The following is a 2,078-nucleotide window of genomic DNA, read 5'->3' as shown; positions in this document are numbered from 1 at the left end:
TGGGCCACGCCGCAGCGCGGCGACGACTGGGGCGCGGCTGCACGCAACCGCCCCGGCGATGCCGGTGCCGGCGCCAGCAAGGGCGGCGGCCTGTTCAATGCCGACGGCAGCGTGCGCCTGGCCGATGGCCGCGGCAACGACCAGGCACCGGCGCGCAGCGCACCCGGTTCCGAGACCGACACCTGGACGCGCGAGCGCATCGAAAAGGCCGGCGAGTGGCTCAAGCGCCCGCCGTACGACTACACGCCGACCTCGTTCGACAAGTACTGGCTGCCGAACGCGACGCTGCTGGAAGAGTGGGTGCGGCGCGGCATCAAGTCGGTGAAGATCCCGATCCCGGGCACCACCAGCAGCATTTCCTGTGTGGTCTCGATCCTGCAGGTGGGCGGCGGCTGCAGCATCACCGACCCCAATCTCAACGAGCAGCCGGCTGGCGCGCGGCCGCCGCCGAACGTGCCGTTCAAGCGCGAGTTGCAGGAAGACAACGGCAGTCGCTGAGTGGCGGGGTGCCCGCCCGCTCACACATGCGGGCGCCGCACATCACCAGCTGCGGCACACGCGGACCGGGCGAGGTTTGGTCCGAGTGGACGACTTCAGCTGGCACGGCGTTGCCTGCGAGGGCTCGTCGCGACTGAAAGGCAGCACCAAACAACCCGTCGCGCACGACGTGCTGTTTCGTAAGAGCGGCTGAAGCCGCTCTTGCGTGTGTGCCTCACGTCGTTGGATAGGGTCGAAGCGACACCGGATCGGGCACCACGCGAACGTGGCGGCGAGCTGGTCACGCGTCGACGGTGTCGCATCCGGAGCGCGCTGTGCGCAGTCCCGTCGCCGCTGCTCGGCGCAGCCTGGTGCAGGCGACCGCGCGCGTCATGTGGCGTGCGCGGTCCCTGCGCGCGGTGCGCTCAGTTCACGCCGTGCAAATCGCGCAACTGGCTGCTGCGCGAGCCGAAGTAGGCGGCCAGGTCGGCGATGTCCTGGTCGCTCAGCTGCGCTGCCTGCGGGCTCATCAGCGGATGCGTGCGGGTGCCGCCGCGATAGGCCTGCAGCGCGTGCGCGAGGTAGTCGCCGTACTGGCCGCCGAGTTTGGGATAGGTCGGGTCGATCGGCGCGTTGCCGTCGGCGCCGTGGCAGTCGATGCAGCTCTGCCCGGTGGCCTTGCCCTTGGCGTGAGCGAGCTTGTCGCCGGCGTCGATGCGCCCGCCGGGCAGGCCGGCGGAGGAGCCGGAACCGTGCTCGCCGCTGGCGTGGCCGGGGTCGCCGGCGGATTTGCTGGTGGATTCCACCTGCGATTGCGAACAGGCCCCCAGGCACAGGGCGGCAAGCAGGACGAGGGCGGGACGCAAGGCGTGCGCGGCGTTCGGCATGGGAGGCCTACTTGAGGGTGGACAGGAAAGCGGCGATGTCGGCGATCTCCTGGTCGGAGAAGCTTTCCGCCTGGGCCTGCATGGTCGGATGCTTGCGCTTGCCGAGCCGGTATTCGGTCAGCGCCTGGGTCAGGTACTGCGCCGACTGCCCGCCGATCTTGGGGATGCGGTAGCTGGGATAGGCGTTCTTGTAGCCGGTGACGCCGTGGCAGCCCTGGCAGGTGTAGGTGAGCACCCGGCCGTTGGCCGCGTTGCCCTGAACAGGCACGGGTGCCGCGGCTGCGGCGGCGGGAGCGGCGGGCGCCGGCGCGGTCTGCGCCATCGCCGGGGCGGCCCCAACAGAAACGAGTACGGCCAGAGCAAAACAAGCGGCTAGCGGCTGCGTGCGCATGGTTTCGTGGTCCGGAGGACGGATTGGGGTTCCGGCGTGGGGGAACACGGAACGGCCCGAGTATAGCCTCACCTTTCGCGGCTCCGAAACTGGCGGTGGTGGGCGACCCGTGACCTTTGGGGCATACGGCACGACGTCGATTGGTGATCTACTTATCTACAACACCATTCACGCCATCCACCAAGGACACGACGATGACGCGACCGCTGATGCGCCGCACTGCCACTTGCGCTGCCGCGCTGCTGGTCACCACCACGCTGCTGCTGAGCGCCTGCAAGCCGGCCGCTGAGGCCAAGGCCAAGGCCGCCGACAGCGAAAAGGCA

2 protein-coding genes and 2 pseudogenes are annotated in these 2,078 nt (G+C 69.4%); 2 read left to right on the top strand and 2 right to left on the bottom strand.

Annotated elements, in window-relative coordinates:
* Positions 1-498 (top strand): annotated as a pseudogene (locus tag D183_RS0123140) (hypothetical protein); the annotation flags it as partial.
* A gap of 404 nt (positions 499-902) precedes the next feature.
* Here D183_RS0123140 and D183_RS0123135 read toward each other — a convergent pair.
* Together D183_RS0123135 and D183_RS0123130 are read right to left on the bottom strand one after the other, a co-directional pair.
* Complete coding sequence (locus D183_RS0123135) at positions 903-1,364, bottom strand: c-type cytochrome (RefSeq protein WP_017911097.1); 462 nt, start codon at positions 1,362-1,364, stop codon at positions 903-905.
* 7 nt (positions 1,365-1,371) lie between these two features.
* Positions 1,372-1,755: a c-type cytochrome gene (locus D183_RS0123130; RefSeq protein ID WP_026144773.1), complete on the bottom strand. Its 384-nt coding sequence runs from the start codon at positions 1,753-1,755 to the stop codon at positions 1,372-1,374.
* Between the two features lie 194 nt (positions 1,756-1,949).
* Here D183_RS0123130 and D183_RS28195 point away from each other — a divergent pair.
* Positions 1,950-2,078 (top strand): annotated as a pseudogene (locus tag D183_RS28195) (efflux RND transporter periplasmic adaptor subunit); the annotation flags it as partial.

Source organism: Xanthomonas sp. SHU 199, assembly GCF_000364665.1.
GTDB classification, from domain to species: domain Bacteria; phylum Pseudomonadota; class Gammaproteobacteria; order Xanthomonadales; family Xanthomonadaceae; genus Xanthomonas_A; species Xanthomonas_A sontii.
This window is presented reverse-complemented; position numbering and strand designations above follow the sequence as displayed.

Coding starts and splice junctions, on each gene's coding strand:
- D183_RS0123135 (WP_017911097.1), bottom strand. CDS start 1,364: ATGCCGAACGCCGCGCACGCCTTGCGTCCCGCCCTCGTCCTGCTTGCC.
- D183_RS0123130 (WP_026144773.1), bottom strand. CDS start 1,755: ATGCGCACGCAGCCGCTAGCCGCTTGTTTTGCTCTGGCCGTACTCGTT.